The 16,174-nt window shown below is 72.2% G+C and carries 18 protein-coding genes; 10 read left to right on the top strand and 8 right to left on the bottom strand.

Features of this window, described 5'->3' with window-relative positions:
- Positions 1–2: 2 nt before the first annotated feature.
- Positions 3–1,241: an RNA polymerase sigma factor gene (locus JT362_RS06820; RefSeq protein ID WP_260190156.1), complete on the bottom strand. Its 1,239-nt coding sequence runs from the start codon at positions 1,239–1,241 to the stop codon at positions 3–5.
- A complete protein-coding gene (locus tag JT362_RS06815) occupies positions 1,242–2,801 on the bottom strand; it encodes an LLM class flavin-dependent oxidoreductase (protein ID WP_260190155.1) in 1,560 nt (519 codons plus the stop codon).
- A 67-nt stretch (positions 2,802–2,868) separates the two neighbouring features.
- Between JT362_RS06815 and JT362_RS06810 the strand changes: the two genes are divergently transcribed.
- The 5 genes from JT362_RS06810 (at position 2,869) to JT362_RS06790 (ending at position 7,065) form a co-directional block, all read left to right on the top strand.
- Complete coding sequence (locus JT362_RS06810) at positions 2,869–3,348, top strand: MarR family winged helix-turn-helix transcriptional regulator (RefSeq protein ID WP_260190154.1); 480 nt, start codon at positions 2,869–2,871, stop codon at positions 3,346–3,348.
- Positions 3,349–3,449: 101 nt separating this feature from the next.
- Positions 3,450–4,283 (top strand): glycoside hydrolase family 16 protein, encoded by an 834-nt coding sequence (locus JT362_RS06805; RefSeq protein ID WP_260190153.1) that lies wholly within the window; start codon positions 3,450–3,452, stop codon positions 4,281–4,283.
- 15 nt (positions 4,284–4,298) lie between these two features.
- Positions 4,299–5,525, top strand: coding sequence for an ROK family transcriptional regulator (locus JT362_RS06800; protein ID WP_260190152.1), 1,227 nt, complete (start codon positions 4,299–4,301; stop codon positions 5,523–5,525).
- A gap of 66 nt (positions 5,526–5,591) precedes the next feature.
- Complete coding sequence (locus JT362_RS06795) at positions 5,592–6,587, top strand: glycoside hydrolase family 5 protein (RefSeq protein ID WP_260190151.1); 996 nt, start codon at positions 5,592–5,594, stop codon at positions 6,585–6,587.
- Between the two features lie 37 nt (positions 6,588–6,624).
- On the top strand, positions 6,625–7,065 hold the full coding sequence (locus JT362_RS06790) for a nitroreductase family deazaflavin-dependent oxidoreductase (protein ID WP_260190150.1): 441 nt from the start codon (positions 6,625–6,627) through the stop codon (positions 7,063–7,065).
- Positions 7,066–7,076: 11 nt separating this feature from the next.
- Here the strand turns inward: JT362_RS06790 and JT362_RS06785 are convergent, their stop codons facing one another.
- Complete coding sequence (locus tag JT362_RS06785; protein ID WP_260190149.1) at positions 7,077–8,399, bottom strand: MFS transporter; 1,323 nt, start codon at positions 8,397–8,399, stop codon at positions 7,077–7,079.
- 65 nt (positions 8,400–8,464) lie between these two features.
- On the opposite strand from JT362_RS06785, the gene JT362_RS06780 reads away from it, so the two are divergent.
- Positions 8,465–8,920, top strand: coding sequence for a MarR family winged helix-turn-helix transcriptional regulator (locus JT362_RS06780; RefSeq protein WP_260190148.1), 456 nt, complete (start codon positions 8,465–8,467; stop codon positions 8,918–8,920).
- Positions 8,921–8,930: 10 nt separating this feature from the next.
- Positions 8,931–9,599 (top strand): O-methyltransferase, encoded by a 669-nt coding sequence (locus JT362_RS06775; protein WP_260190147.1) that lies wholly within the window; start codon positions 8,931–8,933, stop codon positions 9,597–9,599.
- A gap of 97 nt (positions 9,600–9,696) precedes the next feature.
- Here JT362_RS06775 and JT362_RS06770 read toward each other — a convergent pair whose 3' ends face one another.
- The 3 genes from JT362_RS06770 to JT362_RS06760 all read right to left on the bottom strand — a co-directional run bounded on the left by JT362_RS06770 (position 9,697) and on the right by JT362_RS06760 (position 11,297).
- Entirely contained in the window at positions 9,697–9,984 is a 288-nt protein-coding gene (locus JT362_RS06770) for a hypothetical protein (RefSeq protein ID WP_260190146.1), read from the bottom strand.
- Positions 9,985–10,073: 89 nt separating this feature from the next.
- On the bottom strand, positions 10,074–10,931 hold the full coding sequence (locus JT362_RS06765) for a DUF5753 domain-containing protein (RefSeq protein WP_260190145.1): 858 nt from the start codon (positions 10,929–10,931) through the stop codon (positions 10,074–10,076).
- Positions 10,932–11,066: 135 nt separating this feature from the next.
- Complete coding sequence (locus tag JT362_RS06760; RefSeq protein WP_260190144.1) at positions 11,067–11,297, bottom strand: hypothetical protein; 231 nt, start codon at positions 11,295–11,297, stop codon at positions 11,067–11,069.
- Positions 11,298–11,541: 244 nt separating this feature from the next.
- On the opposite strand from JT362_RS06760, the gene JT362_RS06755 reads away from it, so the two are divergent.
- A complete protein-coding gene (locus tag JT362_RS06755) occupies positions 11,542–12,378 on the top strand; it encodes a response regulator transcription factor (protein WP_260190143.1) in 837 nt (278 codons plus the stop codon).
- A complete protein-coding gene (locus JT362_RS06750) occupies positions 12,378–13,271 on the top strand; it encodes an AfsR/SARP family transcriptional regulator (RefSeq protein WP_260190142.1) in 894 nt (297 codons plus the stop codon). Before JT362_RS06755 ends, JT362_RS06750 begins: the two co-directional genes overlap by 1 nt.
- A 48-nt stretch (positions 13,272–13,319) precedes the next feature.
- On the opposite strand, the gene JT362_RS06745 is transcribed toward JT362_RS06750, so the two are convergent.
- Positions 13,320–14,264 carry a ScbA/BarX family gamma-butyrolactone biosynthesis protein gene (locus JT362_RS06745; RefSeq protein ID WP_260190141.1) on the bottom strand — a complete coding sequence of 315 codons (945 nt, stop codon included), beginning with the start codon at positions 14,262–14,264 and terminating at the stop codon, positions 13,320–13,322.
- Positions 14,265–14,590: 326 nt separating this feature from the next.
- On the opposite strand from JT362_RS06745, the gene JT362_RS06740 reads away from it, so the two are divergent.
- Entirely contained in the window at positions 14,591–15,241 is a 651-nt protein-coding gene (locus JT362_RS06740) for a ScbR family autoregulator-binding transcription factor (protein ID WP_260190140.1), read from the top strand.
- Positions 15,242–15,535: 294 nt separating this feature from the next.
- On the opposite strand, the gene JT362_RS06735 is transcribed toward JT362_RS06740, so the two are convergent.
- Complete coding sequence (locus tag JT362_RS06735) at positions 15,536–16,105, bottom strand: nitroreductase family protein (protein WP_260190139.1); 570 nt, start codon at positions 16,103–16,105, stop codon at positions 15,536–15,538.
- Between the last annotated feature and the right edge of the window lie 69 nt (positions 16,106–16,174).

Genomic DNA, 16,174 nt, shown 5'->3' with positions numbered 1-16,174 from the left:
ACCTACCCCGTCACTTCCGCGAGCCGTCCGGTCAGGTAGCGGCGCTCGGTGTCGCCGCCGACCAGTTCGATCGCCGCACGGTACGCCTCCGCCGCCTCGTCGCGGCGGTCCAGGCGGCGCAACAGGTCGGCCCTGGTCGCCGGGAGCAGGTGGTAGCCCGCCAGCTCACCGCGCGCCACCAGGGCGTCCACCAGTTCCAGGCCGGCCGCCGGTCCGGCCGACATCGCCACCGCCACCGCCCGGTTCAGCTCCACCACCGGCGACGGCACATACCGCACCAGCTCCGTGTACAGCGCGGCGATCTGCGCCCAGTCGGTGTCCGCCTCGGTCGGCGCCGTCGCGTGACAGGCGGCGATCGCGGCCTGCACCTGGTACGGGCCAGGCTCGCCGCGGCGCAGCGCGGACTCCAGCAGCGCCACTCCCTCCTCGACCAGCTCGACCGACCACAGCGAACGGTCCTGCTCCGCCAGCGGCACCAGCTCCCCGGCCGGGGACACCCGCGCCGGCCGGCGGGCGTCGTGCAGCAGGAGCAGGGCCAGCAGGCCGGACACCTCCGGGACCGACGGCAGCAGCGACGCCACCAGGCGCGCCAGGCGGATGGCCTCGTCGGTCAGGCCGCGGCGCACCAGGTCGGCGCCGGCGCTCGCCGCGTAGCCCTCGTTGAACAGCAGGTACAGCACGCCGAGCACGGCGCTCGTGCGTTCCGCCAGCAGGTGCGCGGGCGGCACCCGGTACGGGATGCGCGCGTCGCGGATCTTGCGCTTGGCCCGCACCAGGCGTTGCGCCATCGTGGCCTCCGGGACCAGGAACGCGCGGGCCAGCTCGGCGGTGGTCAGGCCGGTGAGGGTGCGCAGGGTCAGCGCGATCCGTGCCTCGAACGCCAGCGCGGGGTGGCAGCAGGTGAAGATCAGCCGCAGCCGGTCGTCGGGGATCTCCTCCGGCGGGTTGTCGTCCGGGGGCGCGGCGAGCGCGGCGGCCTCGCGCAGCTTGGCGGCGCCGACGGTGTCGCGGCGCAGCCGGTCGAGCGCGCGGTTGCGGGCGGTGGTGGTGAGCCACGCGCCCGGCCGGCTGGGCACGCCGTCCCGTGCCCAGCGCTCCACGGCCGCCGCGAACGCGTCGGAGGCGCACTCCTCGGCCAGGTCCCAGTCACCGGTGAGACCGATGAGCGTGGCCACGACCTGACCCCACTCGGCGCGGAACGCGGCCTCGATCTCGGGCCGGCCCCGGTCGTCCCGGTCCATTCAGGCGAGCCCGAGCGGCAGGCGGGCCATCGGCTCGACCAGCTCACGCTCCTCATAGGACAGGTGGGAGAGCAGCGTGTCGGTCAGCAGGTCGACGGCGTCGCTCAGCGCGTCGATCCCGCCGGCGTCGGTGACCGTGGCGACCAGCGCGGCGTCCACCCGGTTCAGCACGTCGTGGATCACCCGGTGTTCGGCGGAGAGCCGGTCGAGCACCGGGCCGAGCCGCGGGTCGGCCCGGCGGACCTGCGGGAAGAACGACTGGTCCTCGATGCTGTGGTGCACGGTGACCACGCGGCAGTAGCTCTCGCAGTACGCGCCGAGCGTCCAGTTGTTCTGGCGCATGGTCATCTCGTTGATCTCGGAGCGGGCGGCGCCAGCGTCCAGGGTGCCGTCGGCGACCTGCGCGACCAGCGAGCGAACCCGGGCGAGCTCGTCGCGCAGGTGGTCGTGGATCTGGATCAGGTGCCGGCCGCCAGCCCGGCCGCTGTCGGTGTAGACGGCGTCCGCCTCGGGCGCCGGGCCGGTGGGTCGCTCCGACTCGTCCCAGAGTCTGGTCGGGGACAGCCGCACACCGTCGTCGGGCGTCGGGGTGACGCCGAGCCCTTCGGGCAGCGCGGGTGCCGGCGCGGGCCTCGGCACCGACTCGGGGGCCGGCTCCTGTTCGGTGCCGAGCGCGCGTTCCCTGGCGACCAGCTCGCGCACGCCGGGGGCGACCTCCTCGGCGAAGCGGCGCAGGTCGTCGTCGCCGTCCGGGTCGACCATCAGCACGAAGCCGGAGATGCCGTCGGCGAGTGCCAGCTCGGCGAGCTGCTCCACCCACACCTTCGCCGGGCCGCGCAGGAACTCGGTGCCGTTGCCGGTGAAGGAGCCGCCGATGTTGTAGAGCCTGCGGATGTCCGACGGGGACCGTCCGGCGGCCTCGGCGGCCTCGTCGATGACCTCGTTCATGCCGGCGAGCTGGTCCGGCGGCGCGTACGGCGCGCTCGGCAGCCATCCGTCGGCGACCCGGCCGGTGAGGGCGAGCATCCGCTTCTTGTACGCGCCGAGCCAGATGCCGATGTCGTGCACGGGACCCGGGCCGGGGTGCGCGCCGGCCAGCCGGTAGTGCTCGCCGTCGAGCCGGACGCCGCGCCCGGGTGTCCACAGTGCACGGATGACGTCGATCGCCTCCGCCAGCGCGGCGACCGACTCCGCCGGCGTGCGGCGCGGGGCCCCCATTCCCTCGATGGCGTCCCAGAACGCGCCGGCGCCGAGACCGAGCTCGACCCGGCCGCCGGAGAGGATGTCGAGGCTGGCCGCCGAGCGGGCCAGTACCGCGGGCGGACGCAGCGGCAGGTTGGCCACGTTCGGGAAGACGCGCACCGAGTCGGTGCGGGCCGCGATCACCGACAGCAGCGTCCAGGCGTCCAGGAACGCGGCCTGGTACGGGTGGTCCTGCACGCTGACCAGGTCGAGGCCGACGCGGTCGGCGAGGCGGGCGAGGGTGAGCGTGTCGCCGGCGGACTCCGCCGCGGGCGGCAGGAAGACCCCGAACTCGAGGGGGTGGCCGTAGTCGGGCATGACATCAGTATGCCACGCAGATATTCTGTTGAGCAGACGTTCTGGTGTGCCGCGTACCATAGTCGTCATGACCGCTCTGGACGGCGACCTCGGCTGGACGCTCGGCGTGGTGTTCCGCGCCTACCTCAAGGCCAGCTCGGCGGCGATGACCGACATTCCCGGCGAGCACCGCGGCTACCAGGTGCTCACCGCCGCCGCCCGAGACGAGGCGCCGAGCCAGTCCGCGCTCGGCGAGCGACTGGGCATCGACCGCACGGTGCTGACCTACCTGCTCGACGACCTGGAGCGCGCCGACCTCGTGGCCCGCCGCCCCGACCCGGCCGACCGCCGCACGCGGCGGATCGTCGCCACCGACAACGGCCGCGCGCTGCTGCGGCGGCTGGAGGACCGGCTCGCCCAGGCGGAGGCACGCGTCCTCGCCGGCCTGCCCGGCGAGGACCAGGTGACGCTGAAGGCACTGCTGCGCCGGCTCGCCGCGCACACGAACGCGCTCGACCCGGTTGAGGACGCCTGCGCGGTGGTCGAGGACATCCGGGCCGGGAGCTGACGACCCGCCGATCGTCGGTAGCGGAGCGTGGTCTGGACCAGTCATCCTTTGTTGGCGCGCGCAACAAATGTTCACGTCCTGAACGAACAGGAGGGAACACCATGCCAGCCCGCGCCTTCGCGCTGCTCACCGCCGCCACCGCGGCGGCCACCCTGCTGACCGCGCTCCCCGGCGCGGCCGCCGCGCCGACCCCCGACGCCGCTCCCCGGGCCGTCACGTTCGAGGACGACTTCGACGGCGCCGCCGGCACCCCGCCGGACCCGGCGAAGTGGCGCCTGGAGACCGGCGACAACGAGAGCAACCACGAACGGCAGTACTACACCGACTCGCCCGACAACGCCGCCCTGGACGGCCAGGGCAACCTGGTGATCACCGCCCGCAAGGAGAACCCGGCGAACTACCAGTGCTGGTACGGGACCTGCGAGTACACCTCGGCCAGGCTCAACACCGCCGGCACGTTCACCCAGACCTACGGCACGTTCGAGGCCAGGATCAAGATGTCGCACGGGCAGGGCATGTGGCCGGCGTTCTGGCTGCTCGGCGAGAACATCGGCAGCGTCGGCTGGCCGGAGTGCGGCGAGATCGACGTGATGGAGAACATCGGCCGGGAGCCCAACACCGTGCACGGCACCATCCACGGGCCCGGCTACTCCGGCTCCGGCGGCATCGGCGCCGCGTACGACGGCCCCCGGTTCGCCGACGGCTTCCACACGTTCAAGGTCGACTGGCGGCCAGACAGCATCACCTGGTCGGTGGACGGAAACGTCTACCAGACCAGGACCCCGGCCGACCTCGGCGGCCAGCGCTGGGTGTTCGACCACCCGTTCTACCTGATCCTGAACCTGGCCGTCGGCGGCTACTGGCCGGGTGACCCGGACGCCAGCACCCCGTTCCCGAACACCCTGGTGATCGACTACGTGCGGGTGACCGACTGACCCATACTGTCCGCCGTGGACTCCAGGCGGCTGGGCGAGCTCAACGAGGCGGCCGCGCTCGGGCACCTGCTCGAGCGCGGCCCGCTCACCCGGGGCGACCTGCGCGAGCTGACCGGGCTGGCGAAGCCGACCGCGTCGGACGTGGTGCGCCGGCTGCGGGCGGCCGGCCTGGTGCGGGTGGTCGGGCGGACCAGCCGGGGCCGGGGCCCGAACGCGGAGGTCTACGCGGTCGACCCGGACGCCGCGTTCGCCGCCGCGGTCTCGGTACGGGCCAAGGACTCCACGCTGGTGACCGCCGTCTGCGATCTGGCGGGCGAGGTCCGCGCGCGCACCGAGACCCCGGTCGACTTCGCCCACGCCGACGCCGCGCCGGCCGTGCACGACGCGGTGCGGGTGGCGGCGCGGCGGGCCGGGGTGGCGTTGCGGCGGATCGGTCACGTGCAGTTGGGGGTGCCGGGCTCGGTGCCGGAAGGTGCCGAGGTGATCCACCACGTCGACGTGCCCGGCTGGGGTCGGCCCGGGGTGGTGGCGGAAATCCGCAAGCGTTTGCGCACCAGGGTGACGGCGGACAACGACGTGAACCTGGCCGCGGTGGCGGAGCGGCGGCACGGCATCGCGAGCGGGGTGGACGGCTTCGCACTGCTGTGGCTGGGCGAGGAGGGGCTGGGCCTGGCGATCGACCTCGGCGGCACCCTCCTGCGTGGTGCCCGCGGCGGTGCCGGCGAGGTCGGCTACATGCCGGTCGGCCTGCCACCCGCGGGCGGCGTACACGACTTCCACGACCTGGTGAGCGGATCGGCGGTCCGCGACCTCGCCCGCCGGCACGGCATCCGCTCCCGCACCGGCCACGCCGCGGTGACCAGGGCGGTGAGCACCGCGACGAGCGAAGCCACCGGCACAGCGGCAGGCAAAACCGCGGGCGCGGCGGCCAGAACCGTTGACACGGCCGCGAGCACGGGGGCGGCCGCCGACGAGTTCCTGGACGCGCTCGCCGTTCGGGTCGCGGTCGGGGTGGCGGTGGTGGTCGCGGTGCTCGATCCCCCGCTGGTGGTGCTCGCGGGTGAGGTCGGGCGGGCCGGCGGGGGCACCCTCGCCACGCGCGTTGAGCGCGCGTTGCGGGAGCTTTCCGTGCTGCACACCGAGATCGCGACGACCGGGGTGCGGGAGGACGCCGTGGTGCTCGGGGCGTTGGACACCAGCCTCGCCTCCGTGCGGCGGCGGCTTACTGGTCTAGACCCTTGACATAAAACAGGCAGGCTGCCTAACTAATAGAACCCACACGATCCTCTTCGGGGAGGCGATCGTCAGATGTCCCGTCGTGCGTCGCTCGTGCTCGTGGTTCTCGGTCTGCTCGCGCCGTTCCTCGTCGCCGCGCCGGCCGCCGCCGCGCCGACCTCACCTCCGACACCGCTCGCCGCCAACGGCCAGCTGCACGTCTGCGGCACCACGCTGTGCAACGAACAGCGCGCCCAGGTCCAGCTGCGCGGCATGAGCACGCACGGCCTGCAGTGGTACTCCCACTGCCTCAACGACTCCTCGCTCGACACGCTCGCCGGCTGGGGCGCGGACGTCCTGCGCATCTCCATGTACATCCAGGAAGGCGGCTACGAGACCGACCCCGCCGGCTTCACCGACCGGGTCAGCGGCCTCATCGACGAGGCAACCGAGCGCGGCATGTACGCCATCGTCGACTGGCACATGCTCACCCCCGGCGACCCCCACTACAACCTCGACCGCGCCAAGACCTTCTTCACCGAGATCGCCCGCCGGCACAACGACAACACCAACCTCCTCTACGAGATCGCCAACGAGCCCAACGGCGTGTCGTGGTCCAGCATCAAGAGCTACGCCGAGGAGCTGATCCCGGTCATCCGCGGCGTCGACCCGGAGACGCCGATCCTCGTCGGCACCCGCGCGTGGTCCTCGCTGGGCATCTCCGAGGGCGGGGACGAGTCCGAGGTGCTCGCAAACCCGGTGAACGCGGCCAACATCATGTACACCTTCCACTTCTACGCCGCCACGCACTCCGACAAGTACCTGAACGCGCTGTCCCGGGCGGCCGAGCAGCTGCCGATGTTCGTCACCGAGTTCGGCACCCAGCAGAGCACCGGCGACGGTCCGAACGACTTCGCGATGGCGCAGCGCTACCTCGACCTGATGGCCAGCAAGGGAATCAGCTGGACCAACTGGAACTTCTCCGACGACCACCGCTCCGGCGCCGTCTTCGCCACCGGCACCTGCCCGGGCGGCCCGTTCGACAACCTCAAGCCCGCCGGGGAGTGGATCCGCGACCGCATCGGCTGACATGCCGGCCGCCCCGAGTTGGTGTTGACTGGGATCCATGCCGTTGCAAGGAGAGTACGAACCCAGCGCCTCCGACCGGTCGCGCCAGCAGGTCGAGGAGTACGAGAGCTCGGGCGGGACCCGGGGCACCACCCTGCGCGGGATGCCCGTCGTCGTCCTGACCATGGTGGGGGCCAGTAGCGGGAAGATCCGCAAGACCCCGGTCATGCGGGTCGAGCACGAGGGCAGCTACGCGGCGGTCGCGTCGCTCGGCGGGGCGCCGAACAACCCGGTCTGGTACCACAACCTGGTCGCCAACCCGCACGTGGAGCTGCAGGACGGCCCGGTCAAGCAGGACATGATCGCCCGCGAGGTCACCGGCGAGGAGAAGGCGCTCTGGTGGGAGCGCGCGGTCGCGGCCTACCCCGACTACGCCGACTACCAGCGCAGGACCGACCGGGACATCCCCGTGTTCGTGCTCGACCCCAAGACCAGCTAGACCGGGACGAGCTAGACCGGGACGACGGCCGACGGCCGGGTGCGCACCAGCGCGATCCCGGCCGCCACCGCCAGCCCCACGCCGAGCGCCACCCCGACCCGCAGCGCGTCCGCCCCGGACACCGCCCACAGCGCCGCGCCGGCCGCCGATCCGAACGCGACCCCGAGCTGGCGCACCAGGTTCGACGTCGCCGCGGTCAGCCCGAGCCGGGACGACGGCGCGTTGCCCATCAGGAACACCTGCAGCTGCCCGTTGAACAGCCCGAAGCCCGCGCCGACGACCGCGAGCCGCCAGCCGAGGTCCGCCGGTCCCCCACCGGCCACCAGCAGCAGCACCAGCCCCGCGACGATCACCCCGACCCCGGCCACCGCGACCGGCCGGGTGCCGAGCCGGTCGGCGACAAGTCCCGCACCGTAGCTGGTGACCAGCGCCGCCACCGGGAACGCGAGCAGCACGAGCCCCGCCGTGCTCGGCGTCGTGCCGAGCCCGCGTTGCAGGACGAACGGCAGCAGGAACGTCGTCGCGAACAGCGCCGCGTACACCGCGACCAGCGCCAGGTGCGGCCCGAGCACCCCTCGGGTGCCGAGCAGCTCCCGCACCGGCACCGCGTCCGGCCCCCGGAACCACGCCGCCACCAGCGGCACCGCCAGCACCGCGACCAGCGCCCACGCCGGTCCCTCGGCGACCGCGAACGACAGCCCGACGAGCACCGCCACCGCGCCGCCGCCGAACGTGGCCGCCTCGACCAGCCAGCGACGCGCCGGCCACCCCAACCGATCGCCGAGCGGCAGCTGCCGAGCGGCGAGCAGCGCCACCGCGCCCACGGCGGGCACCGCCAGGTAGAAGATCCACGGCCAGCCGAACGACTCCACGATCCAGCCGCCGAGCACCGGCCCGGTCATCCCGCCCGCCGTGCCGAACAGCATCACCACGCCGAACGCGCGCGCCCGCGCATCCGGCCGCACCGACACCGTGGCCAGCACCGGCGACAGCGCCAGCAGCACCGCCGCGAACGTTCCCTGCGCGAGCCGCGCGGCCACCAGCCACCCGATGCCCGGCGCCAGCCCGGCCGCCACGCTCGACACCGCGAACCCCGCGCACGCCAGCCGGAGCGCCCGCCGCGGGTCGACCGCGTCCACCCACCGCCCCGCGCACAGCCCGAGCCCGATGACCGGCGTCAGGTAGCCGAGCACGACCCACTGCACCACCGCGGTGGACGTGCCGAGCGACTCCTGGATCGCCGGCAGCGCGACGTTGACGATCGTGGCGTCCAGCTGTGCGACGAACACCGCCAGCCCGGCGGCCGCGACCAGCCCCCACCTGTTCCGCTCCACGCGTTAACCTGCCCTTGCCCGAGATACATTTGATTTGCAAGCAAAGCTATTAGGAAGACAAAGGTATGTCAACGGACGGTCTCGCGCTGCCCGACGCCGTGCGGGCCCTGCTACTGCTCCTGCCCCGCGTGATCGGCCGGGCCAAGCGCACCCCGCCACCGCCGGAGCTGGCCGGGTTCGCCCTCGCCCCCCGGCACCTGTCGCTGTTCCACTACCTGCTGCTCGACGGGCCGATGCCGGTCAACGAGCTGGCCAAGCGCCTCGAGGTGGCGCCGGCGACGGTCAGCCTGATGGTCGGCGAGCTCAGCCGGCAGGGGATCCTCGACCGCCGCGAGGACGAGGCCGACCGACGGCGCACGATCGTGAGCATCACGCCCGGCCGGCGGAAGGCGGTCGAGAACTGGTGCGGCGCGGCCGCGGGCGCGTGGCGCGTCGCGCTGGAACCGCTCACCCCCGACCAGCGGCGGCTGTTCGTCGAGACGCTCGGCACATTCGAACGCGAGCTGAACCGGGAGGAGTAGGAAGGAGATCATGACATCGGAACAGTGGAGCGCCGTCGACGCCTACATCTCCGGCCTGCTGGTCAACGGGGATCCGGCGCTGGACGAGGCGCTGGCCGCGAGCGCGGCCGCCGGGCTGCCGAGGATCGAGGTCTCGCCGAACCAGGGCAAGATGCTGCACCTGATCGCGAAGATCCACGGCGCCCGCTCGATCCTGGAGATCGGCACGCTCGGCGGCTACAGCACGATCTGGTTGGCCAGGGCGCTCCCGCCGGACGGACGCCTGGTCACCCTGGAGTACGAGCCGAAGCACGCCGAGGTCGCCCGCGCGAACATCGACCGGGCCGGGTTCGCCGATCGGGTCGAGGTGCGGGTCGGCCCCGCGCTGGACAGCCTCGCGGTGCTGCACCACGAGGGCGCCGGGCCGTTCGACCTGGTGTTCGTCGACGCGGACAAGCCGAACAACCCCGGCTACCTGACCTGGGCGCTCAAGCTCACCCGCCCGGGCGGGGTGATCGTGGTGGACAACGTGGTGCGGGGCGGCAGGGTCGTCGACCCGGCCGACACCGACCCGGCCGTGGTCGGCACCCGGGAGCTTGGCCGGATGCTGTCCGAGGAGCCGAGGGTGAGCGCCACGATGGTGCAGACCGTTGGCAGCAAGGGCTACGACGGGTTCGCGCTCATCCGCATCGACGACTGACCGACGACCGAGCAGGGTCACCGGGCGGGCCGGTTGTCTTCGGCGGACTCCCCTGCGGTCCCACCGTCACGGCCCGCCCAGGACGTGTCGGGCCGGCTCAGCGGTCGGTGCCGCCGCCGCCGAGCCGGCCGTGGAAGTGCTGCAGCATCGCGAACGCCGGCACCGGCGAGCGCGCCATACACGGCTCGCACGGCATGCCGACCGGAGAGGCCAGCACTTCCCCGGACCCGGGGGCGATGCGCAGCCCGCAGAACGCGGTCAGGAGCCGCGGCATCGCGTCGGCTTCCGGCAACGGCACGAGGTGGCACGTTCGCCGGCTCTCGCCGACCATCGTCCCGTCCGGCTGCCGGGGTTTCAGTCGAACCAGGATCAATGCCCGGGTCATGTGCGGAACAGTAAAGCTCCCGAGTGGCGGGGGAACAGAAAATTTCTCGGGGTTTCTCCGATTGACGAAAACCTGACCCCGGTGGCCCATCACTCCACCCCGGCGTCCGGTTCCTCGGAAATCTCGTCTATCACGTTCTTGATGATGTCGCGTGCCGAACGGCCGTAGGAGGCCGCGGCGGCCATCGCCTCGAAGATCCGCCGGTACAGCTCGATCTCCTGCGGCTGGGCCAGGTTGAGCTCGGCGGAGAACGTCTCGACCATCACGCGTTCCTCGTCCAGGAGCCAGAAACCGTGGGTCGGGGCGACCGCGTACGGGGTGTCGAAGCCGACGATCCCGAACTTCACGTTGGGCAGCGCGGACAGCGAGATCAGCCGGTCGAGCTGTCCGAGCATGGCCGCTGGCGAGCACAGCCGGTACCGCAGCGCGGCCTCCGTCAGCACGAAATGAAATCTTTTGTCCGTGCGGTACAAAATTTCCTGACGACGAATACGCGCCTGCACGGCCTCGTCGACATCACCGCCGATGTTCAACACCTGCACGCTCTGACTGAAACGGGCGCGTGCGTATTCCGCCGTTTGCAGTAGCCCCGGGACAAAAGTGCATTCCAGCGCCCGGAACAACCTGGTCTTGGCGTCGAGTGCGGCGATCTCGGTCTGGTGCGGCCGGAGCCCCGCCCGCAGCTGCCGCTGCCACTCGATGTGTTGCACGGTGAGCATGTGCAGCGACGCCAGCAGGTTCTCCGCCTCGTCGGCGCTGGCGGTCGCGGTGGTCCAGGCCTGGATGTCGTCGCCGGTCGGGGACTGGCGACCGTTCTCCAGCTTGGACACCTTCGACGGCGGCCAGGCGAGGGACTCCGCGAGCTGGCGTCCGCTCAGCTCGGCCTGCAGCCGCAGCTCGCGGAGTCTCCTACCGAGTGCGAGCCGAGCCTCGTGGAGGCTCGACACGCCACCCGTTCTGTTCGGTGGCAAGGCGCACGTCCTCCTCGCACGGCGCGCTGCCCTCGGCCGCGCGCCACTGGTGGGGTCCGGGCTCAGACTACCCGGGGACGCGGCCAGAACGGAGAAATTTCTCGGAATATCTCAGCGAGAGTCCCCGACCAGAGCACGCCCGTACATGCGCAGGACGTCCTCGGGGATCTCGATGATGGTCTCGCCGTGCGGCACCGGACCGACGTCGGCGAGCGCCTCGGGGTCGGTCACCACCCACCCCTGGGCGATGTACGTGCGGCGATCGGTCCGGTCGGTGACGAACAGCGTCGGCGACTGCCCCTCCTGGGAACAGGGGTCCTTGCCGAGAAAGCGGGCACGCAAGGTTGGCTCCGTTTCTAGAAATACGGGGAAATTGTCTTGATCCTGAGCGTCCGGCGTCGTGCAGTCAAACCAGGACGCGGTCGTTGCGGTGAGCGGTACGAGCACTTCGGCCCGCCGATATCTCGACTGGGCATCTTCGGCGGGTTGAAGACCGCTCAACGAAAGAACCCAGGCGTGTCATGCCGGCTTAGCGTGAACGGTGCCGGACTCCTGCTCCGGCACCGATCGGCGAGGCGAGGCGAAGATGGACCAGTGGAGTGACGAGTGGAGTGACGAGGCCTGGCGCGGCCGGGCCGGCCGACCGACCCTGCGTGCCGTCTCCGGTCACGCCGTCCGCGTGCTCCCCCGGCCCGTCCACCCGTCCCTCGCCGTCCCCGAGCTCGGCCCGGTGTTCGACGAGCCGGTCGATCCGCTGGCGCAGGACGGCATCCGGGTGCTCGTGGTCGGCGACGACGTGCTCGCCCGGCGCGGCGTGCTGGCCGCGCTGGACGGCGAGCCGGGCATGGTCGTGGTCGGCGAGCACCGCACCGGGCCGGCCGTGCTGGTCACCCTCGCCCGGCGCCACCCGGACGTCCTGCTGCTGCACGGGCTGCGCGCCGAGGACGCGGCCCCGGTGCTGGCCGCGGTGCACGAGTCGGTGCGCCGGAGCGGCCGGGTGGTGCGGGTGCTCGGCATCGGCGTGCGCGACGGCGAGACGCTGCCCGACCCGACCGGCGGCGGGCTGCTGCTCGGCTCGCTGCCCGCGTGGGCAACGCCCGAGGAGGTCGTCGCCGCGGTCCGGGTCGCCGCCGCCGGATTCGCGCTGACCAGGGCCGACGACCGCCCGGCGCACCCCGTCGTGCCCGGCCGGCGCGCGGCGCGGCGCGGCGGGCTCAGCGAGCGGGAGTGCGACGTGCTGGCGCTGGTCGCGCGGGGCATGTCCAACGCCGAGATCGCCGCCGAGCTCACCGTGTCCGAGCACACCGTGAAGTCGCACATGCAGAACCTGCTCGGCAAGCTGAACCTGCGCAACCGGATCCACGCGGTGATCTACGCCTTCTCCTCCGGGCTGGTCACCCCCGACCGTCCGACGGCGCACTGATGCGGCTGCTCCTGCTCGGCCCGCTCGAGCTGCTCGACGTCCGCGGCGCCCGGGTCGAGCTCGCCGGCCGCCTGCAGCGCACGCTGCTGGCCACGCTCGCGGTGCGCGCCGGCCAGGTGGTCTCGGCGGAGCGGCTGATCGCCGAGCTGTGGGGCGGGCAGCCGCCGGCCAACGCCGCCAACGCGCTGCAGGCGCACATCGCCCGGCTGCGGCGGGTGGTCGAGGCGGCGTGCGGCGAGCCGGACCGGATCGTCACCCGGCCGCCCGGCTACCTGCTCGGCCTGCGCGCCGGGGAGACCGACGCCGGGGAGTTCGTCGAGCGGGCCGGGGCGGCCAGGGCGATCGCGGCCGCGGACCCGGCGCGGGCGATCCCGCCGCTGCGCGGTGCGCTCGGGCTGTGGCGCGGGCCGGCACTGGAGGGCTGCGCGACCGGCGACGTGTGTGCCGGCGAGGCCGCGGTGCTCGGCGAGCACCGGCTGACCACGCTGGAGACGCTGTACGACGCGTGCCTGCGCGCGGGCCGGCACGCGGAGGTGGTCGGCGAGCTGGAGGAGACCACGGCCGCGCATCCGCTGCGGGAGCGGTTCTACGACCAGCTGATGGTGGCGCTGTACCGGTGCGGCCGGCAGTCCGACGCGCTGGGCGTCTACGACCGGGCGCGTGGGCGCCTGCTGCACGAGCTGGGGGTGGAGCCGGGTCCGGCACTGCGGGCGCGGATGCGGTCGATCCTGTCCGAGCCGCCGGCGCCGCCCGCCCCACCTGGCTCCCTGGACGACACGGTGGTCCTCGGGCTGGACATCGGCCGGGAGCTGGCCGAGCTGCAGCGGCGGGTGGAGACGCTGGCCGAGCGGCAGGAGGCGCTGCTGCGGTCACTGGGTACGGAAAGACGATGAAGGTGACCTTCGAGGCGCTGGGCGTCTCGAAGGTCACCTTCATCGCGTTCATCCGTTGCAGAGGTCCAGGGAGCCGTCGGCCATCCGGACGTCGCCCTGGTCGAACGCCAGGCGGATGGTGTTGGTGCCCGGGACCGGGTGCGCGGTCACCGTGCACGGCTGGTCGAACTCGATGTAGTGATGGAAATCGAGCTCGCCACCCACCGGAATCGCCTCGGGCATCCCCGACGCGAGCAGAGCGGCCTGGCGACCCGCCTCGATGATCGCGTTGCCCGGGACGTGGTCCATCGGGTGGTCGTAGATGACGTTGTGCGCCGGGTCGACCCGGAGCAGCCAGGTGTTCTCCCCAGGGGCGTCGGCCAGCATGACGTCGATCGACGCGCAGCGGCCGACCAGCTCGTGGTCCACCGGCGCGGCGCCGGCCGGGACCTCGGGCAACGCGTCCCGGTACTGCCCGCGCAGCCGGGCGTACCCGGCCGAGGACACACAGCTCCAGCGGTAGGCGGCGGTGCCGATGCGGGAGCCGTCGCGGTAGCACTCGACGTCGAACAGCATGCCGGCGAAGCTCTTCGCCCGGCGCCTGATGTCCTTCGCGGTGACGCGCATGGTCACGTCGACCGGGTCACCGCCGTTGGTGCGCAGGCCCTCCGGGTCGTCGACGTGGAACCACTTCTGGTTGGTCAGGAACTTGAACTCCATCGGGATGTGATAGCCGGCGTGGGCGATCAGCACCCCGGCCTCGCGCACGCTCTCCAGGAAGAGCAGCGGATCGTGCCAGCGAGGCGTCGCGGGAGCGTAGAAGCTGTGGGATCCCGGCCACCGCACGCCGACCTCGAAGACGTCCTCGGCGACGATTCCGAGCTGGGTGACGAAGACGTCCGAGCTGTTGATGCGGCGGATCAGCCGGGGCGGAACGGTCTGCTTGACCAGCAGCGGTTCCGCGCTCCCTAAACCCTGCGACGACTCCGCCTGGCCGATGGTCATCGTGGTCATGCCGAACCTCTCATAAGAGTCTTCTTGGCGTCACTGCCCATACCGTGGTTTTGTCTGCACGAGCGGACCGGCCTGGTACCGCCTCGGACCTGGCCAGTTGCTTGGAGCCACTCGCGGATCGGTTGGTTTCCAACGTGGTCTGTGCCACACCTGGAACCATACCTACCACCCGGTTTTTTTTCGAGGGGCCATTGCTCGATTCTTGAGCTACGCTGAAGTGAGGGTCGACCATGGCTAGGGGCAGCCTGGTGACACGACCGAGCCGTCTTCAGGGGGTGGCATGCTGAGCGGTGAAACGGGTGGGGGCCAGCGAAGGAGGTGCGGCTTTGGCGCGGCAAGACCGGGCGGAACGCACTAGAAACGCCATCCTCGACGCGGCCGCCGAGGTGTTCGACGAGCGCGGCTTCGACGGGGCGAGCCTGTCGGACATCCTGGCCAGGGCAGGGGTGACCAAGGGCGCGCTGTACTTCCACTTCTCCTCGAAGGAGGAGCTGGCCCGCGCGCTGGCCAGCGAGCCGTGGAGCGCGGTCACCCTGCCGGCCGCCGACAGCGACCTCGGGCTGCAGGCGGTCATCGACATGAGCCACGCGCTCGCCCACAACATCTGGACGAACGTGCGGGTGCGGGCCGGGAACCGCCTGGTCATGGAGGCCAACTTCGCCTCCCCGGACGCCAAGGTCTTCGAGGACTGGATCAAGCTGGTCGCCGAGCTGCTGGAGAACGCCAGGACCCGTGGTGACCTGCGCCAGGAGTGGGACGCGAAGGACGTCGCCAACTGGGTCTCGGCGTCGTTCATGGGCGTGCAGACCCAGTCCGCCGTCCTCGCCGCCCGCCACGACATCCACGACCGACTCACCACCATGTGGCGCATAGCGCTTCCCGGCCTGGTCCCACCCCGCCGCGTCGCCCGCTTCCGCCCCGCCGGCACCATCGACTGGCCCGCCCACCGCGCCGCCGACACCGCCGCCACCGCCTGACCCACCCCTCCCCCGAACGCACGCACCCCACGACGCGAACGTACGACTCGCGCACCGGGAACGTACGACTCGCGCGCCCGGAACGTACGACTCGCGGGCTTCGCGAGTCGTACGTTCCCGTTCGGTGAGTCGTACGTTCCCGTGCGGGCGTGGTGTGGTGTCATTTCGGACATTTGGTGGGTTTCGGGCTTTGCCGGTTGGGCGGCCGTACGCATCGGGGGTGTGGGCTGTTCGGGGCACTGGGAGGCGGTCTTTTGCGAACGTTCGGCTGCGCCGGATGTCGGAGGCAATCGATTACCGAGAGGTGTACCGCTCCTCGTGTACGAGTTCGGCGGTTGGTTTGCGGCCGAGGGGGAGGCGGTTCAGGGGGAGGCGGGGGTCGGCGGAGCGTTCGGCGCTGACCAGGCGGGCGGTCGGGGCCGCGGGGTAGCCGGCGACGACCACCCTCGGGAGCGCTCGGTCCGGGGGTACCCCGAGGACGGCCTTGGCCTTGGACTCCGCCTCGGCCTTGAAGCCGACGAGGCTCGCGCCGAGGCCGTGCGCGGACGCCGCCAGGAGCAGGCGCTCGCAGAGGCGGCCGCCGTCGAAGGCGGACGACGGCGAGTCGAGCACCACGGCGATCACGAGCGGCGCGTCGGCCAGTGGCACGTGTCCGGGGGTTGCGCCCGCCTCGGCCAGGGCGCGCCGGGTCGCCGGGTCGCGGACCACCACCAGCTCCCACGGTTGCCGGTTGGCCGAGCTGCCGGTCCACCGGGCGACCTCCAGCAGGTCCGCGACGACCTCCGCCGGAACAAGCGCCTCGGCGTACCGGCGCACCGAGCGCAGGTCCCGCAGGAACCGGATACGATCTCGTGAACTTCCCATCGGATCCTCCCGAAAACCCCCGCGCCCCAACCTGATCCGGACTACCATCCCGACCGGTACGCAGCGGCG

The sequence above is a fragment of the Actinophytocola gossypii genome, from assembly GCF_025165815.1.
GTDB lineage: Bacteria > Actinomycetota > Actinomycetes > Mycobacteriales > Pseudonocardiaceae > Actinophytocola > Actinophytocola gossypii.
Note: the sequence above shows the minus strand (reverse complement) of the source record. Positions and strands in the feature narration are given on the sequence as shown.

Excerpts from the sequence above, each read along its gene's own strand:
- JT362_RS06820 (WP_260190156.1), bottom strand. The coding sequence starts at position 1,241 with ATGGACCGGGACGACCGGGGCCGGCCCGAGATCGAGGCCGCGTTCCGC.
- JT362_RS06815 (WP_260190155.1), bottom strand. The coding sequence starts at position 2,801 with ATGCCCGACTACGGCCACCCCCTCGAGTTCGGGGTCTTCCTGCCGCCC.
- JT362_RS06810 (WP_260190154.1), top strand. The coding sequence starts at position 2,869 with ATGACCGCTCTGGACGGCGACCTCGGCTGGACGCTCGGCGTGGTGTTC.
- JT362_RS06805 (WP_260190153.1), top strand. The coding sequence starts at position 3,450 with ATGCCAGCCCGCGCCTTCGCGCTGCTCACCGCCGCCACCGCGGCGGCC.
- JT362_RS06795 (WP_260190151.1), top strand. The coding sequence starts at position 5,592 with ATGTCCCGTCGTGCGTCGCTCGTGCTCGTGGTTCTCGGTCTGCTCGCG.
- JT362_RS06790 (WP_260190150.1), top strand. The coding sequence starts at position 6,625 with ATGCCGTTGCAAGGAGAGTACGAACCCAGCGCCTCCGACCGGTCGCGC.
- JT362_RS06780 (WP_260190148.1), top strand. The coding sequence starts at position 8,465 with ATGTCAACGGACGGTCTCGCGCTGCCCGACGCCGTGCGGGCCCTGCTA.
- JT362_RS06775 (WP_260190147.1), top strand. The coding sequence starts at position 8,931 with ATGACATCGGAACAGTGGAGCGCCGTCGACGCCTACATCTCCGGCCTG.
- JT362_RS06770 (WP_260190146.1), bottom strand. The coding sequence starts at position 9,984 with ATGACCCGGGCATTGATCCTGGTTCGACTGAAACCCCGGCAGCCGGAC.
- JT362_RS06755 (WP_260190143.1), top strand. The coding sequence starts at position 11,542 with ATGGACCAGTGGAGTGACGAGTGGAGTGACGAGGCCTGGCGCGGCCGG.
- JT362_RS06750 (WP_260190142.1), top strand. The coding sequence starts at position 12,378 with ATGCGGCTGCTCCTGCTCGGCCCGCTCGAGCTGCTCGACGTCCGCGGC.
- JT362_RS06745 (WP_260190141.1), bottom strand. The coding sequence starts at position 14,264 with ATGACCACGATGACCATCGGCCAGGCGGAGTCGTCGCAGGGTTTAGGG.
- JT362_RS06735 (WP_260190139.1), bottom strand. The coding sequence starts at position 16,105 with ATGGGAAGTTCACGAGATCGTATCCGGTTCCTGCGGGACCTGCGCTCG.